Source organism: Mesorhizobium sp. DCY119 (assembly GCF_003590645.1).
Lineage (GTDB): Bacteria > Pseudomonadota > Alphaproteobacteria > Rhizobiales > Rhizobiaceae > Mesorhizobium_M.
The window spans coordinates 872,197-887,379 of record NZ_CP031834.1; the positions used below are offsets into that span (position 1 = coordinate 872,197).

Annotated in this window: 17 protein-coding genes and 1 tRNA gene; 14 read left to right on the top strand and 4 right to left on the bottom strand. The window is 61.3% G+C overall.

Features of this window, described 5'->3' with window-relative positions; all coding sequences use genetic code 11:
* Positions 1 to 20: 20 nt before the first annotated feature.
* Entirely contained in the window at positions 21 to 266 is a 246-nt protein-coding gene (locus DZG07_RS04145) for a hypothetical protein (RefSeq protein ID WP_091909037.1), read from the bottom strand.
* A 245-nt stretch (positions 267 to 511) separates the two neighbouring features.
* Here DZG07_RS04145 and DZG07_RS04150 point away from each other — a divergent pair, with 245 nt between their 5' ends.
* The 3 genes from DZG07_RS04150 (at position 512) to DZG07_RS23710 (ending at position 3,194) form a co-directional block, all read left to right on the top strand.
* Positions 512 to 1,603 (top strand): helix-turn-helix transcriptional regulator, encoded by a 1,092-nt coding sequence (locus DZG07_RS04150; RefSeq protein WP_119814522.1) that lies wholly within the window; start codon positions 512 to 514, stop codon positions 1,601 to 1,603.
* A 139-nt stretch (positions 1,604 to 1,742) separates the two neighbouring features.
* Positions 1,743 to 2,531 (top strand): hypothetical protein, encoded by a 789-nt coding sequence (locus DZG07_RS04155; RefSeq protein WP_133304721.1) that lies wholly within the window; start codon positions 1,743 to 1,745, stop codon positions 2,529 to 2,531.
* Positions 2,532 to 2,582: 51 nt separating this feature from the next.
* Positions 2,583 to 3,194 carry a hypothetical protein gene (locus DZG07_RS23710; RefSeq protein ID WP_162931543.1) on the top strand — a complete coding sequence of 204 codons (612 nt, stop codon included), beginning with the start codon at positions 2,583 to 2,585 and terminating at the stop codon, positions 3,192 to 3,194.
* A 139-nt stretch (positions 3,195 to 3,333) separates the two neighbouring features.
* Here DZG07_RS23710 and DZG07_RS04165 read toward each other — a convergent pair.
* Positions 3,334 to 3,423 (bottom strand) — tRNA-Ser (locus DZG07_RS04165).
* A 273-nt stretch (positions 3,424 to 3,696) separates the two neighbouring features.
* Here DZG07_RS04165 and rplU point away from each other — a divergent pair.
* The 3 genes from rplU (at position 3,697) to DZG07_RS04180 (ending at position 5,133) form a co-directional block, all read left to right on the top strand.
* Positions 3,697 to 4,131: a 50S ribosomal protein L21 gene (gene rplU / locus DZG07_RS04170; protein ID WP_119814531.1), complete on the top strand. Its 435-nt coding sequence runs from the start codon at positions 3,697 to 3,699 to the stop codon at positions 4,129 to 4,131.
* A 24-nt stretch (positions 4,132 to 4,155) separates the two neighbouring features.
* Positions 4,156 to 4,425 (top strand): 50S ribosomal protein L27, encoded by a 270-nt coding sequence (gene rpmA / locus DZG07_RS04175; RefSeq protein ID WP_091909052.1) that lies wholly within the window; start codon positions 4,156 to 4,158, stop codon positions 4,423 to 4,425.
* A gap of 117 nt (positions 4,426 to 4,542) precedes the next feature.
* Positions 4,543 to 5,133 (top strand): GNAT family N-acetyltransferase, encoded by a 591-nt coding sequence (locus DZG07_RS04180; RefSeq protein ID WP_091909055.1) that lies wholly within the window; start codon positions 4,543 to 4,545, stop codon positions 5,131 to 5,133.
* Between the two features lie 29 nt (positions 5,134 to 5,162).
* On the opposite strand, the gene DZG07_RS04185 is transcribed toward DZG07_RS04180, so the two are convergent.
* The gene (locus tag DZG07_RS04185; RefSeq protein WP_119814537.1) at positions 5,163 to 6,023 is read right to left on the bottom strand and encodes an endonuclease/exonuclease/phosphatase family protein; all 861 of its coding nucleotides are present in this window, start codon (positions 6,021 to 6,023) and stop codon (positions 5,163 to 5,165) included.
* A gap of 113 nt (positions 6,024 to 6,136) precedes the next feature.
* Here DZG07_RS04185 and obgE point away from each other — a divergent pair, with 113 nt between their 5' ends.
* Genes obgE through DZG07_RS04205 form a run of 4 tightly spaced genes read left to right on the top strand, consistent with a single transcriptional unit; the run spans position 6,137 to position 10,258 of the window.
* Positions 6,137 to 7,171, top strand: a complete 1,035-nt coding sequence (obgE, locus tag DZG07_RS04190; RefSeq protein WP_119814539.1) for a GTPase ObgE — start codon at positions 6,137 to 6,139, stop codon at positions 7,169 to 7,171.
* 13 nt (positions 7,172 to 7,184) lie between these two features.
* Positions 7,185 to 8,330 carry a glutamate 5-kinase gene (gene proB / locus DZG07_RS04195; RefSeq protein WP_119821387.1) on the top strand — a complete coding sequence of 382 codons (1,146 nt, stop codon included), beginning with the start codon at positions 7,185 to 7,187 and terminating at the stop codon, positions 8,328 to 8,330.
* A 3-nt stretch (positions 8,331 to 8,333) separates the two neighbouring features.
* Positions 8,334 to 9,620, top strand: a complete 1,287-nt coding sequence (locus DZG07_RS04200; protein WP_119814542.1) for a glutamate-5-semialdehyde dehydrogenase — start codon at positions 8,334 to 8,336, stop codon at positions 9,618 to 9,620.
* A 47-nt stretch (positions 9,621 to 9,667) separates the two neighbouring features.
* Positions 9,668 to 10,258, top strand: a complete 591-nt coding sequence (locus DZG07_RS04205) for a nicotinate-nucleotide adenylyltransferase (RefSeq protein ID WP_091910203.1) — start codon at positions 9,668 to 9,670, stop codon at positions 10,256 to 10,258.
* Positions 10,259 to 10,322: 64 nt separating this feature from the next.
* On the opposite strand, the gene DZG07_RS04210 is transcribed toward DZG07_RS04205, so the two are convergent.
* Positions 10,323 to 11,132: a mechanosensitive ion channel domain-containing protein gene (locus DZG07_RS04210; protein ID WP_091909071.1), complete on the bottom strand. Its 810-nt coding sequence runs from the start codon at positions 11,130 to 11,132 to the stop codon at positions 10,323 to 10,325.
* Between the two features lie 280 nt (positions 11,133 to 11,412).
* On the opposite strand from DZG07_RS04210, the gene rsfS reads away from it, so the two are divergent.
* From rsfS to DZG07_RS04230, 4 genes are all read left to right on the top strand, one after another.
* The gene (gene rsfS, locus DZG07_RS04215; protein WP_091909074.1) at positions 11,413 to 11,790 is read left to right on the top strand and encodes a ribosome silencing factor; all 378 of its coding nucleotides are present in this window, start codon (positions 11,413 to 11,415) and stop codon (positions 11,788 to 11,790) included.
* A 48-nt stretch (positions 11,791 to 11,838) separates the two neighbouring features.
* Positions 11,839 to 12,321, top strand: coding sequence for a 23S rRNA (pseudouridine(1915)-N(3))-methyltransferase RlmH (rlmH, locus tag DZG07_RS04220; protein ID WP_119814545.1), 483 nt, complete (start codon positions 11,839 to 11,841; stop codon positions 12,319 to 12,321).
* A 143-nt stretch (positions 12,322 to 12,464) separates the two neighbouring features.
* Positions 12,465 to 13,784 (top strand): murein hydrolase activator EnvC, encoded by a 1,320-nt coding sequence (locus DZG07_RS04225; RefSeq protein WP_244537704.1) that lies wholly within the window; start codon positions 12,465 to 12,467, stop codon positions 13,782 to 13,784.
* Positions 13,774 to 15,102, top strand: coding sequence for a S41 family peptidase (locus DZG07_RS04230; protein ID WP_091909083.1), 1,329 nt, complete (start codon positions 13,774 to 13,776; stop codon positions 15,100 to 15,102). The genes DZG07_RS04225 and DZG07_RS04230 overlap by 11 nt, the downstream gene beginning before the upstream one ends.
* Positions 15,103 to 15,183 lie beyond the last annotated feature (81 nt).

Genomic DNA, 15,183 nt, shown 5'->3' on the forward strand with positions numbered 1-15,183 from the left:
GCGGCTTTCCGCTTTCCTGATCAAGTCACGATTGTTGTTATCGAGGCGGCAATGAGGATCGCGGCGACGAACAGCAGCGCGCCATAGATCGGCGGCTTGCCGAACAGCACGGCGAAGGCCGAGGCCCAGATGACGATTGCTGCGGACAGCGCATAGAGGAATGCCGCCTTGTCGGCCCAGGCTATGCCGACAGCCATCAGGCCGCCGACGATCAGCGCGCCGAACAGAAGCATTATAGACAGCGCGAATTTCTCGACCGAATCCATTATTCATCCTCTTGTCGTCCGGCCCGAATGTGCCGGATGGCGTCGGGTTCGGCAATGGCTGTTCGCAGGATAGGGCCGGAAAGCGGTTCGGGTGAGGCAGGAGTGAAGCCGGCGCGCAACAGTGGAATGCAATTCACGACGCGCCGGGCAGTTTGGGGCGCAACGGCCGGTCATGCCGCAACGTGGAATGGACAGGGTTTTGAGCAACCGCTAGTTTCAGCCTTCTGGGCGCGATTGGAACGGGCATGAACCACGAGGGGCTTATCGACCGTATCTATGAGGCCGCTGTCGTTCCGGAACTGTGGCCCGGTGTGCTGCAGGACGTATCGACGCTGGCCGGATGTTTCGGCGGCATCCTGTTTACGGCGACACCTGACAAGATCGGACGCTGGACCAGTTCGAACAATGTCCACGAACTGATGACGGATTTCACCGGCGACCCGGAAATACAGGCCAACAATATTCGCCTGCAACGCGGCATCGCGGTAAAACGCCATGGCTTCTTCGGCAATGACGAACTTTATGGCCGCGAGGAGATGGAAAGCAGCTTCGTCTACTCGAAATTCTTCCTGCCGCGAGGCTTTGGATACTGCGCCGGCACCGTCTTTCCGATGCCGAATGGGGACATGGCCGCCTTCGATCTCGAGCGCCGCTATGCCGACGGGCCGGTTTCGCAGCAGGAGATCGCCGTTCTGGATGTGCTGCGTCCTCATCTCGGGCGCGCCGCCGTCCTGGCCACGCGCCTCAATCTCGAACGCGCGCGTGTCGTTGTCGACGCGCTTGAAAGTGCCGGCCTTGCCGCGGCGATTCTCGGGATAACCGGACGCGTGCTTGCGGCCAATGCGCTTCTCGAGGGCATGTCGGCACAATTCGTGTTCCGGGCGCATGATCGCATCGCCCTTGCGGATGCCGGCGCCAATGCCTTGTTTGCCGAGTCGATCGAACAACTCGCTTCTGCATCGTCGACCCGCTCTATCCCGGTTCCCGCACTGCCGGGACACGCGGCTGCGGTCGCTCATGTTCTTCCGCTGCCGGGCGAAGCAGCCGACGTTTTCTTTCGCGCCCATGCGCTCATGGTGGTGACGCGGCTCGACCGTCCGGCAGCACCTTCTGCCGAGCTGCTGGGCGGTCTGTTCGACCTGACGCCGGCGGAAGCGCGGGTTGCGCGCAGCATTTCCGAAGGCAAGACCACCGAGGAAGCGGCCGCCGCACTCAACCTTTCACGGGAGACAGTGCGCTGGTACCTGAAGGCCATCTTCAGCAAGACAGGCGTGAGCCGCCAGGCTGAACTGGGCGTGCTGCTGTCGGGTGCGGTTCTGCGTGGACAGGACGTGTGACCGGTAAGGGCCGCGAAAGCAGCCCTGGTATGTAATCCGCAGTCAACGGAACAAGTGAAACACATACCTCAAATGGGTGGCGCGGTGATTGGGCCGATGGTTTAGCGTGCGTCGTAGTGGATTGGTTGGGGGTTAAAAGATGACAAGATCTGTCTATTTGGGGGCAATTTTATTCCTATTGTCTGGGGGCGTGTGTAGCGCTGAAATAGTAAAAAATAGGCCAATCAGCGAAGCTCAGGCGAAGATAAATATTAAGAGGGCAGAATCAAAGATTCGCTCAAACTGTCGCAAGGAAGTAAATAGATGCCATAGTGAAGTAGCGGAAATAATATACAATAGCGCTATTATTTCAGATTATAAAAAGATTTTGAAGTATGCCGGCTTGTACGAGCCCGCCACAGAAGTTTTTGGAGGAAAAGCAAGGTGTTCTGAGCTTGTTTATGAAATAAAAAAATACAAGGAGTATAATACAATAGCGTTTTGGGCTTCTGTATATGCAGCACGAAAGATTCTAAATATCGAGACCAAAGATGAGCGTAAGAAAGTTCTGGATTATGCATTCGCATGCAGTGTTTTCCGCACACAAAATGGCACCATAGATCTCTTTATAACGCCCAACAAAGAAATACCCAGCACGCCTGATCAGTTCATTTCAGAGGCAAGACAAACTTATGGCGAGAAGGCTGCGAGAGAGTATTTGGATTTTCGTGAAGAAATTGCAGAGCCTTACTTCGTTGCATATAAAAAATTCTTGTACGGGAAAAAGGGGAGAGCGTGGGCCGAGGGGATGGCGAAGGTCGTTGCGCTCACGGGTAACGCACATAAAGCAGCGAAAGATGGCGGCTATCCGGCTTTGATCGTGAAGTACTTGGACCAGCTTACGTTCGACAGCAAAATTCAGGTCGAGCAGGCTGTTCGAGTTCAGTAGGGGGCAAGAATGGCGGCTAGAATAAACTTGGCGACGGGGGTGGTCTCACTGATGCTTCTGTCTGTGGTTGAGGCGGGTGCTCAGACAAAAGGAATCGAAACAAACGGTAGTATATCCCGATCAAGGAGTAGTTCTTCAAGCGCGGTCAATCAGCAATTGCTGAATCTCGGTGCCTCCATAATTATTCAAGGGCTTTCAAATTCAGAAAATGACAACGATGCCGCGGCCGAACGAAAACAGCGCGAAGTTGAACGAGAGCTCGAATTTTATCGTTCTGAAGAATTGCGGGCTAAAAATGGTGCGGACGCGCTGACCAAAGCGAATGCCGCAGCAGCAGGGACGAATCCATTCGGTAAGCCAAAGAAAAAGAGAAACCAGGAGCCCGAAGGTGCTGGTCCGGCCAACGCAGCCGACTGTTTGTCCATTGAAGACAGGTACTTCTTCCGAAACAACTGTGACTACAAGGTCATGTTCACGTTTCGAACCCTGGGCGGCGGTTGTTTCCAGAAGAATTACGGAACCGACACAGTGGGCGCCCGTCGAAGGGTTGCGACAGCCGTGACCCAGAAATGCGGTGGAACAAGGGGAAAGCAGATCGAATATGTGGCATGCGAGTATAAAGCATGGACGAAGAATGCCTGCCGGTTGACGTTCGCAAAATAACGCGTCGACAGGCTGGCCGGTTGGCGATCCGATAGGCATCACCTTGGATAGGTAGGCAGACGCCAGAGCCGCCGCGGAATAGGCGAGGCCCGCCCGTGGGTGCAGGACATAATTCAGCAGTAGTGTGTATAAAGCGAACTGGCGGAGAGGGAGGGATTCGAACCCCCGATGCCCTTGCGAGCATGCCGCATTTCGAGTGCGGTGCATTCGACCACTCTGCCACCTCTCCGCGGTGTACTGGTCGGGCCGTTGCCGGCGCGGCGCTCTAGATAACGGCTGATGGGGCCTTGCACAAGGCCCTGCTGCGCGCTTTTTAGCAGTTTCGGTTGCGGGTTTGTCCGGTTTGGCTTGACACGTTGAAGGCCATTGGCTAAACGCGCACCATTCCGGCGTGGGGTCTTTTTCCGCGCCGGTTGTACTTTGAACCCCGCAGACTGACAAAAAGACGGCCCGACCGCTTCCATGTGGTCAAAAAGCCGGACCGAACAGCGAAAGGCAAAAAATGTTCGCAGTCATTAAAACGGGTGGCAAGCAGTATCGCGTTGTCGCCAATGACGTACTAAAAATCGGAAAGCTCGTCGCCGAAGCCGGCGATGTTGTCGAATTTGGTGAAGTTCTCGCTGTCGGCGAGGGCGAGAATGCAACGATCGGCGCTCCCTTCGTGGAAGGCGCTGTCGTGACGGCGGAAGTGGTCGTACAGGGCCGCGCACGCACCGTCATCGCATTCAAGAAGCGCCGCCGCCAGAACTCGCGCCGCACCCGCGGCCACCGCCAGCATGAAACCACCATCCGGATCTCCGAGATCCTGACCGGTGGCGCCAAGCCGGCGAAGAAGGCCGCAGCAAAGCCGGAAGCAACCGCCACGGCGGAAGTTGCCGAAAAGCCCGCCAAGAAGGCCGCGCCGAAAAAGGCTGCAGCCGCGGCGGAAACCGAATAAGACTGAGCACGAAGGAGAACAGCAATGGCACATAAGAAAGCTGGCGGTTCGTCGCGCAACGGTCGCGATTCAGAATCCAAGCGCCTCGGCGTGAAGAAGTTCGGTGGCGAAGCCGTCATTCCGGGCAACATTATCATTCGTCAACGCGGCACCCAGTGGCATCCCGGCGTCAATGTCGGCATGGGCACTGATCATACGCTTTTTGCGCTCGAAGCCGGCGCCGTCGCATTCCGTAAAAAAGCCAATGGCCGTACTTACGTATCGGTCAACCCACTTACCAAAGCAGCGGAATAGCCGGATCCGCGAGACAACACCGGCGCCCCATCTCGGGACCGGTGTCTGGCAAATCCAGAAAAAGGAACAGGGGAGATGGGTCGCCATCTCCCCTTTTTCTTTTGCCTGGAGGCTGAAATGGTTGCCGAATCGGAAGATTTTGAAGACGAGAGTCTGGCGATAGAGTGCCCGGTGCTGGTTACCGAGCGTCTGGTGATGCGCCCGCCGCATGCCGACGACATTCCCGAACTGTCGATGCTCGCCAACAACCGCCGGGTGGCCGAGATGCTGTCGCGCATGCCGCATCCTTACGGCGAGGCCGAGGCGCGGTCGTTCCTCGCCATGTCGGGGCAAAAGCGTGCAGCCGGCTGCGTTTATGCGCTGACGCTGGCCGATAGCGGCACCTTCATCGGTTGCGCCGGTCTCAACGGCACGGATCGTGGCCTCGAACTCGGCTACTGGATCGGTGAGCCCTACTGGAAGCGCGGTTTTGCCACCGAGGCAGCACACGCTCTGGTCGATCTCGCCTTCCGGGCGACGCAGATCAACGTACTGCACGTCTCGTGCCGGGTCATCAACCCGTCGTCGCGGCGGGTCATCCACAAGTGCGGCTTCCAGTATGCGGGGCAGGGCATGCTGAACTCGATCGTCGCCGGGCAGGTGCCGGTCGAGCGCTACCGGCTCGACCGCAAGACCTGGGTGAGCCTGAGGACGTGGCCGAAGTACTGACGATTGAGTGGCCGGTTCAGCCCGGCCGCTCAGTCGAGTTCGAGCCAGACCGGCAAATGGTCGGAGCCTTTTGCCTCGTCATCGATCCAAGTGCGTTTGACGCGGGTGGCGAGCGCGGCATGGACGAAGGCGAAGTCGATGAGGCGGTTCTTTTCCGGCTTGTCGTCGTCCATCCAGCTTACGGCACCGTCAGGCACGCCGCCGGCCAGCGAAAAGGCATCGACGGGATGATGTGCGACGATCTGGCGGCCTTCGGCATAATCGGCCTCGCCGGCCATGACGATGTATTCCGGCGAGGTGCGGTCCATGTTGAAGTCGCCCAAAAGCACGAACTCCTCCGGGGACGGCAGTTCGGGGAAGCCGAATTCGGAAACGCCGCTCGCCGCACCGCCTTCCATGGCATAGGCGTAGACGCGTTCCTTGAGGTAACGGATCTGGGTGGCGCGCTCCTCGAGATTGAGGTGGTCGAGATGGACGGAATAGACACGGATCGGTCCGGAAGGCGCGGTGATAAGCGCTTCCAGGGCCGAGCGCTGCAGGTTGAGGCGGTTGAAGCGGCGCGTGCGCGGCAGCAGCAGGTTGCGCGAAGCCACGATCGGCCAGCGCGACAACACCATGTTGCCGAATTGCAGGCGCTGGTTTGCCGGCTTGCCATTGGCGTCCCGGGTGCCGAAATCGACATCCATGGCGGGTCCGAAGATGTAGAAGTAGTCAGGCAGCAGCGAGGTCAGCCCGGCAACCAGATCGACACCGCCGTTGCGCGGAAGGTTACGCGTAACTTCCTGCAGAGCGATGATGTCGGCGCCTTCGAGGCTGGCCGCAATGCGCTCGAGGTCGAATTTGCCGTCCCGTCCGATGCCGTACTGGATATTGTAGGTGACCAGCTTCATGTCTTCTCCTCCCCGCCGTCGACGCGAACCATCAATCCCACCCTCGCGCTTACCTGCTCTTTGCGCTACAGCACAGTCGAAGAAAAACCAATAACAGTGAAACCCTTGTTGCGATGAAATTCCTCGATCAGGCCAAAGTCTATATCCGCTCCGGCAATGGGGGCGCCGGCAGCGTCTCGTTCCGCCGCGAGAAATTCATCGAGTTCGGCGGGCCGGACGGTGGCGACGGCGGCCGTGGCGGCGACGTCTGGCTGGAAGTCGTCGACGGGTTGAACACGCTGATAGACTATCGCTACCAGCAGCATTTCAAGGCGCAGACCGGCGTGCATGGCATGGGCCGCAACATGACCGGCGCCAAGGGCGCGGACATTACGCTCAAGGTGCCTGTCGGCACGCAGGTCTATGAAGAAGACAACGAAACGCTGATCTGCGACCTGACCCAGGTCGGGCAACGCTTCCGCCTGGCAGCCGGCGGTAATGGCGGCTTCGGCAACCAGCATTTCAAGACCTCGACCAACCAGGCGCCGCGGCGCGCCAATCCCGGCCTTGAAGGACAGGAAATGTGGGTCTGGCTCAGGCTCAAGCTGATTGCCGACGCCGGCCTCGTCGGCCTGCCCAATGCCGGCAAGTCGACCTTCCTTGCGGCGGTGACGGCGGCCAAGCCGAAGATCGCCGACTATCCCTTCACCACGCTGCATCCGGGCCTTGGCGTCGCGCGCATCGATGCGCGCGAATTCGTCATCGCCGACATTCCCGGCCTGATCGAGGGCGCGCATGAGGGCATCGGCATCGGCGACCGCTTCCTAGGTCATGTCGAGCGCACCCGCGTGCTGCTGCATCTCGTCTCGGCGCAGGAAGAGAACCCCGGCAAGGCCTACAAGACCGTCCGTGCCGAGCTCGAGGCCTATGGTCACGGCCTGGCCGACAAGGTCGAGATCGTGGCGCTGAGCCAGGTCGATACGCTCGATCCGGATGCGCGCAAGAAGAAGGTCGCCTCGCTGAAGCGGGCTGCAGGCCGCGCGCCGATCCTGCTTTCGGCGGCGACACGGGAGGGCGTCGAAGAGACGCTGCGCGCGCTGATGGCTGAGGTGCAGGCATCGCGGGCCGAGGCGGAGCCTGTCGAGGCAGACGACCGGTGGGCGAAGTAGGCCGATCATGAGCGTGCATTCCCTCAAGAAATACCGGCGCATCACGGTGAAAATCGGCTCGGCCCTGCTGGTCGATCGCTCGACCGGGCTGAAGCGCGACTGGCTGGCCTCGATCGCCGACGATATCGCAGCCCTTGCGGCGGGTGGTGCGGAGGTGCTGGTCGTCTCGTCCGGCGCCATTGCGCTAGGGCGCACTGTGCTCGGCCTCGGCAAGCGGGTGCTGAAGCTGGAGGAAAGCCAGGCATGTGCCGCCGTCGGACAGATCGCGCTTGCCGGCGCTTGGTCGGACGAGCTTGGGCGCAACGGCCTGAAATCCGGCCAGGTGCTGGTGACGCTCGGCGACACCGAGGAGCGCCGGCGTTATCTCAATGCGCGCGCGACCATCTCGACGCTGCTCAAGATGAAGGCGGTGCCTGTCATCAACGAGAACGACACGGTGGCGACTTCCGAAATCCGCTATGGCGACAACGACCGGCTGGCCGCCCGCGTGGCGACGATGATGGGCGCGGACCTTTTGGTGCTGCTGTCCGACATCGATGGGCTCTACACCGCGCCGCCGGCACTCGATCCGGCGGCGAAATTCATTCCTCTGGTCGAGCGCATCACGCCCGACATCGAGGCGATGGCAGGCGCCGCTGCCTCGGAACTGTCGCGCGGCGGCATGCGCACGAAGCTCGACGCCGGCAAGATCGCGACGGCGGCAGGCACGGCGATGATCATCACCTCCGGCACCCGGCTGAACCCGCTGAGCGCCATTGAGCGCGGCGAACGCGCCACCTTCTTCAAGCCCAGCGCCAACCCGGTGAAGGGCTACAAGACCTGGATTGCCGGGCAGCTCGAGCCGGCAGGCCGTCTGACGGTCGATGCCGGTGCGGTCGGCGCGCTGCTTTCGGGCAAATCGCTACTGCCGGCGGGTGTCAGGAACGTCAGCGGCAACTTTTCGCGCGGCGACACGGTTGCGATCGTCAGCCCGGAGGGCCGGGAGATTGCGCGTGGCCTAATTGCCTATGACGCAGCCGATGCCGTAAGGATCGCTGGGCTGAAGACGAACGAAATCGCCGCCGTGCTTGGCTATGAAGGACGGTCGGCTATGATCCATCGCGACGATCTGGTGGTGAGCCATTCGGGCGTGATGGAAACGGTGCAGGTGGAAGGATGAACCATGCTGACGACGCATGAAAAATCCGGTGAAGACACGATCTCCCTGATGGCCGATATCGGCCGCAAGGCGCGCGCTGCCGCGCGACCGTTGGCCATCGCAAGCACCGAGCGCAAGAATGCCGCCCTGATCGCCATGGCTGAGGCCATCATTCGCGGCGAGCAGGCTATTCTGGCTGCCAATGCCATCGACGTCCAGAACGGCGAGGAATCGGGGATCAGCGGCTCCTTCATGGACCGGTTGAAGCTTGATCCGAAGCGCATCCGCGACATGGCCGACGGTATAAGGGCGATCGCCGAACTGCGCGATCCGGTCGGCGCGATCATTGCAGAGTGGGACCGTCCCAACGGCCTTCACATCGAGCGCGTGCGCACGCCGCTCGGCGTCGTCGGCGTCATCTATGAAAGCCGCCCGAACGTGACGGCGGATGCCGGTGCGCTGTGCCTGAAGGCGGGTAACCCCGTCATCCTGCGCGGCGGCTCCGATTCGTTCAATTCGTCGGCTGCGATCCATGCCTGTCTCGTCGAGGGGCTGAAGGCTGCGAAGCTGCCGGCAGAGGCGATCCAGCTCGTGCCGACGACGGATCGCGCGGCGGTCGGCGAGATGCTGAAAGGGCTTTCCGGCAATCTCGAAGTCATCATTCCGCGCGGCGGGCGCAGCCTGGTCGAGCGCGTGCAGACAGAGGCGCGCGTGCCGGTGTTCGCCCATCTCGAAGGCATCTGCCATCTCTACATCGACAAGTCGGCCAAGCTGGACATGGCAGTGGAAATCGCCGTCAACGCCAAGATGCGGCGCACCGGCATTTGCGGGGCAGCCGAGACGCTGCTGGTCGACCGTGCGGTGGCTTCCACGCATCTGGTGCCGATCCTTGAGGCCTTGCGGGCGGCAGGCTGCGAAATCCATGCCGACGAGGAGGTTCTGAAGGCCTTTTCCGATGCCAGGCCGGCAACCGATGCCGACTGGGTGACGGAATATCTCGACGCGATCATCGCAGTGAAGCTGGTCGACGGTGTCTCGGGCGCGATCGAGCATATCGAGACCTTCTCCTCGCACCACACCGAGGCGATCGTGGCCGAGGACGCGGCGGCGGTCGAGCGCTTCTTCAACGAGATCGACTCGGCAATCCTGCTGCACAATGCCTCGACGCAGTTTGCCGATGGAGGCGAGTTCGGCATGGGCGCCGAGATCGGCATCGCCACCGGCAAGATGCATGCGCGCGGCCCCGTCGGTGTCGAGCAGCTGACCTCCTTCAAGTACCGCGTGCGCGGTTCCGGCCAGATACGGCCTTGAGCGACATCGCGACGCTTTTTCCGGGCGTCGGCGGCCGGCATCTCAAGATGCCGCATGTCGAGAAGGGCATGCAGGTCGGCTTGTTCGGCGGCTCGTTCAATCCGCCTCATGGCGGTCATGCGCTGGTTGCCGAAATCGCGTTGCGGCGGCTGCGGCTCGACCAGCTGTGGTGGATGGTGACGCCGGGCAATCCGCTGAAAAGCTCGCGCGTGCAGGCGCCGCTTGCTGAGCGCATCGGCCTTTCGGAGAAGATCGCGAAGGACCCGCGCGTCAAGGTCACCGCCTTTGAGGCGGCCCATCATGTGCGCTACACCGCCGATACGCTGGCGCTGATCAAGGCGCGCAATCCGGGCGTCGATTTCGTCTGGATCATGGGTGCCGACAATCTGCGTGATTTTCACCGCTGGCAGCGCTGGCGCCAGATCGTCATGACCTTTCCGATCGCGGTGATCGACCGGCCGGGTGCGACCTTGTCGTTCCTGTCGTCGGCTGTGGCCAAGACATTCGATTATGCCCGCGTCGACGAGGCGGATGCGCCGCGCCTGGCGCGGATGAAGGCGCCGGCCTGGACTTTCATCCACGGCCCGCGCTCGTCGCTGTCGTCCACGGCCATCCGCAAGGCGAACGGCGGCGGCTGACTGCTGGTTTTGTTGTTACGCAATTCCGGACGGAAAACCGCGGGACACTTTTCCTGGAATTGCTCTACTTGTTCGATATGCCCTTGGCCTCGAAAGCCAGTTTGGCTTTCTTGGTCAGGTCCAGCTTGGTCGAGAAGAAATCGGCGGCGGATGTCCAGTATCTCAGGGTGATCGCGACGGTGCTGTCGCCCAGTTCGTTGACGAAAGCGGCCGGTGCCGTGTCCTTTTTGACGCGGCTGTCGGCTTTCGCCAGGTCCATGAATGTCGATTGCGCCAGGTCGATATCGGCGTCGTAGCCGATGCCGATGGTGATGTCGTTGCGCCGGATACCGTTGCGGGTGAGGTTGCGGACCGGCTGGTTCCACAGTGTGGAGTTGGGCGCCAGCACGAAAATGCCGTCGGCGGCGCGCAGGCGGGTGGCGAACAGGCCGATCTCCTCGATCGTGCCGGTAACAGAGCCGATCTCGACATATTCGCCGATACGGAAGGGCCTGAGCACGAGCAGCATGATACCGGCGGCGATGTTCTGCAGCGTGCCCTGAAGGGCGAGCCCGACGGCCAGGCCGATCGCACCGATGGCGGCAATAATGGAAGCTGTCTGGACGCCGAACTGGCCCAGCACCATGACGATGACCAGCACGAGGATCGCGTAACGGGCGATCTTGGAGAAGAACTGGCAAAGGGTGGGGTCGAATCCGCGAATGCGGCTAAGGCCGGCGAATATTGCGCGCTCGATCATTCCGGCGACGAGATAGCCGACGATCAGCAGGATGATCGCGCCAAGCACCGAGAAGGAATAGGTAACGGCGAGCGCGCTCGCCTGGCTCACCCCGGCCTGAACGGCGGCCATTGCTTCCTGGGTGTCGAGTTCCATAGGGGGCTCCTTTCACGTCTGCGAAACGAATAAGCCACCCCGCCCACTGGTTCCTGCTCGATAGAGTTCTAATGATGGCAGCTTCGGACGGGTGATCGCAACCCGTGCCTGTTCAGCCACTGTCGGCAGCCGATTGAGGCTCATGCATTTGTGCGTCTTGAAAGTGTTGCACGACTCTGCCTATCTATGGGGTGTCCTGCGATAAAAAGCAGGGCGTTTCGTTGTTCTTGTTTCGGAAGGAAAGACACTGAGAACAGCACTGCGGAAGAAGGCAACCATCATGCCTTCGCCGGCCGGGATGAGCGGAAACGACTCCGTGTCCCGCGCCTTAGAAACTGTCCTTGCCAGTCTGGAAGACTCCAAGGCCGAAAACATCGTCCCCATCGATCTTTACGGGAAATCGAGCCTCGCCGATCACATGGTGATCGCGTCGGGCCGGTCGCACCGTCATGTCGCGGCGGTGGCCGATCAACTCCTGAAGGCGCTGAAGGATGCCGGTCTCGGCACCGCCCGCGTCGAGGGGCTTGAGGGCGCCGACTGGGTCCTGATCGATTCAGGCGATATCATCGTCCACGTCTTCCGCCCCGAAGTCCGCGACTTCTACAATCTTGAAAAGATGTGGCAGGCGCCGGATCTCGACGGAGAAACGGTTCACTAAGGTCCAGCGTCCCGAAGGATCGGGACAGGACTTTAGGGTCAGGACAGGATGAAGATTGCTGTACATGCCGTGGGCCGGATGAAGGCCGGCCCCGACAAGGAGCTGGCCGACCGTTATTTGGACCGCTTCGCCAAGAGCGGTCCGGCCATAGGGCTGGAGTTCACCGGCGTCGTCGAAACGCCGGAAAGCCGCGCGCAGACCGTTGCCGAGCGCAAGCGCGAGGAAGCGGAAAAGCTTCGCGCGCAACTGGCCTCCGGCGCAGCCCTCATCCTGCTCGACGAGCGCGGCAAGAACATTTCCTCGGAAGATTTCGCCGGCAGGATCGGCACCTTGCGCGACAGTGGCCAGCGCAATCTTGTCGTCGCCATCGGCGGGCCGGATGGCCATGATGCCGAATTGCGGGAGAATGCCGCTCTCGTGCTGTCCTTCGGGGCGTTGACATGGCCACATCAGCTCGTGCGCATCATGCTGGCCGAGCAGCTTTATCGCGTCGCGACGATCCTCTCGGGCCACCCCTACCATCGTTCGTGATTCCGGCCTTCGCGCGAAAATTCGACAAAATCCACCGTGGGTTTGCGCATCCGTCCAACCTTCACGACATGGTTGATGGTTCGTTAACGAAGAGATCGCTAAGGTCGGGTGGAACACACAGCGCGTCGGGAATGACTGGAACGATGGTTGCGAGAACAGGGCTTGGGCGGTTGCGCCGCGGCGTCTTTGCCGTGGCCACGCTTGTGCTCGCCGTGACCGCCGGCCACGCCCAGGACGCCGACGCGATCGTCGCCGATCAAGCGGCGCGCCAGGCCGAATACGAGAAAGTCTCGCAGGACATGACGCTTTCGGCCGCCAGGCTGGAGCAGCTTTCCGCCGATATCGCCAAGGTCCGCAAGGATCATGCGACGATCACCGCTGCCCTGATCCAGTCTGCCAAGACCGAGAAGAAGCTCAGCGAGGATATCGACGAGATCACCGGCCGGCTCGAGGGGCTGAAGGATCAGGAAGACGGCATCCGCCAGTCTCTGGTGGCGCGGCGCGGCGTTCTCGCCGAGGTTCTGGGCGCGCTGGAGCGCATGGGGCTGAACCCGCCGCCGGCGATCCTGGTGAAGCCGGAAGATGCGCTGTCTTCGGTGCGCAGCGCTATTCTGCTCGGTGCCGTGGTGCCCGAACTGCGCTCGGAGACGGAAATTCTCCTTGCCGACATGAAGGAAATGTCGCGCGTTACCGCCTCGATCGATGCCGAGCGCCAGCGGCTGGTGGCGTCGGTCGCAGATCAATTGACGGAAAAGAAGCGCCTCAGCCTGCTGCTCGAGCAGAAGCAGCGCCTGCAGGGCGAGACCGAGACGGCGCTGAAGGAAGAGCAGAGCAATTCGGAAAAGCTTGCTGCGAAGGCAGGCAGCCTGCAAGGGCTCATCGCCTCGCTGGAAAAGCAGGCAGATAGCAGCCGCAAGCAGGCGGAAGCGGAAAAAAAGGCGGAAGAACAACGCCTTGCCAGTGAGGCCGAGCGCACTGCGCCGCCCGAGGCCAACCGCCTGACCGCAACTGCGCCCTTTTCGGCCCTGCGCGGGCAGGTTTCGCTGCCGGTTACCGGCCGGATCAAGAAGCGATTCGGCGCCAAGGACGATAACGGCGGCGTGATGCATGGCGACATGGTTGCGACACAATCGGGCGCCATCGTCACCGCGCCGGCCGATGGAAGCGTATTGTATGCGGGGCCCTTCCGTTCTTATGGACAACTCTTGATCCTGAACGCGGGCGACGGTTATCATGTCGTTCTGGCGGGCATGAGCAGAATCAGCGTCTCGCTGGGTCAGTCCGTCCTCGCGGGCGAACCGATCGGCGCGATGGGAGAGGCCAGGGTGGCTAGCACCGTGGCTTCGCCAAATGGAAATATTGGTCCGGAGCTCTATGTCGAGTTCCGCAAGGATGGAAAACCCGTCGATCCGACCCCGTGGTGGGCGGAGCGTCTTTCTGGAAGGACAGGAAATGATACGTAAATTGTCGCTTCTGTTTGCAGGTGCGCTCATGGGCGCTTCTGCAATGACGCTCGTCTATGGGGCGCCTGGCTCGACAGCCAATGCGGCAGGGTCCGAGACCTATCGCCAACTGGCGATCTTCGGCGACATTTTCGAGCGGGTGCGGGCGCAGTATGTGACGCCGCCGGACGAGAAGGCGCTGGTCGAAAGCGCCGTCAACGGCATGCTGACCTCGCTCGATCCGCATTCGTCCTACATGAACGCGGAAGCGGCCAAGGACATGCGCGTCCAGACCAAGGGCGAGTTCGGCGGCCTCGGCATCGAAGTCACCATGGAAAACGACCTGGTCAAGGTTATCACGCCCATCGATGACACGCCCGCCGCCAAGGCCGGTGTGCTTGCCGGCGATTTCATTGCCAAGATCGACGGCGAGGAAGTGCGCGGCCTGACGCTCAATGACGCCGTCGAGAAGATGCGCGGGCCGGTCGGCACGCCGATCAAGCTGACGATCCTGCGCGAAGGCGCCGACAAGCCGATCGAGCTGTCGGTCACCCGCGACATCATCAAGGTCAAGGCCGTGAAGTACCGCGTCGAGAACGACGTCGGCTACATGAAGATCACCTCCTTCACCGAAAAGACCTTCGACGACCTGCAGAACGCGATCGACACGATCAAGAAGCAGGTGCCGAACGACAAGCTCAAGGGCTATGTGCTCGACCTGCGCCTGAACCCGGGCGGCCTGCTCGACCAGGCGGTGAGCGTGTCCGACACCTTCCTGGACAAGGGCGAGATCGTCTCGACCCGTGGCCGCGATCCGAAGGACATCACCCGTTTCGATGCCCGTCCGGGCGACCTGATCGACGGCAAGCCGCTGATCGTGCTCGTCAATGGCGGCTCGGCCAGTGCCTCGGAAATCGTCGCCGGTGCGTTGCAGGATCATCGCCGCGCCACCGTGGTCGGCACGCAGTCCTTCGGCAAGGGTTCGGTGCAGACCATCATCCCGCTCGCCGAGAACGGCGCGCTGCGGCTGACGACGGCGCTCTATTACACGCCGTCGGGCAAGTCGATCCAGGGCAAGGGCATCACGCCCGACATCAAGGTCGACCAGCCGCTGCCGGATGACCTGAAGGGCCGCGACCTGACGCGTGGCGAATCCGACCTGAAGGGCCATATCAAGGGTGTTGAGGAGAGCGACCAGGGTTCCGGTTCGTCGGCCTATGTGCCGCCGGAAGCCAAGGACGACATCCAGCTCAACTATGCGCTGGATCTGCTCCGCGGCAACAAGACTGACCCGGCTTTCCCGCCGAGCCCTGAAAAGGCAGTCATGAACAACCAATAAGCGCTGCCGGGCAGACGCGATCTGCCCCCAGCATTCTGGAAATACAAATCCGCCGGAAATCTTCCGGCGGATTTTTTTATG